The 282-nt window shown below is 74.8% G+C and carries 1 protein-coding gene; it reads left to right on the top strand.

Going from position 1 to position 282, the window contains the following annotated elements; translation table 11 throughout:
- The coding region (locus G6R25_RS24775; protein WP_205447485.1) for a hypothetical protein at window positions 1-282 on the top strand (282 nt) is incomplete at both ends.

Genomic DNA, 282 nt, shown 5'->3' with positions numbered 1-282 from the left:
GACCGGCTCGACCGGCTCGACCGGCTCGACCGGCTCGACCGGCTCGACCCGGCGTACTGGACGGCGCACGCCGCTGACCGGGGTCTGGCGGGCACGCTCACCACCCCGCCGGTCGTCGGCCCGGGAGGGGTCCGCTGCGAGGTGCGCTTGGACGGCGTCTGGACCGTTAAGGCGCTGGCCGCTAAGGCCGACAGTGTCCGGGCGTTGCTCGGGGCGCGGACTGCGTTGCGGCTGCGGATCACTGGTGGGGTGCGGGGTGGCTGGGCGGTTCTCACCCTGGCT

The organism is Candidatus Frankia alpina (genome assembly GCF_902806485.1).
GTDB classification, from domain to species: domain Bacteria; phylum Actinomycetota; class Actinomycetes; order Frankiales; family Frankiaceae; genus Frankia; species Frankia alpina.
Note: the sequence above shows the minus strand (reverse complement) of the source record. Positions and strands in the feature narration are given on the sequence as shown.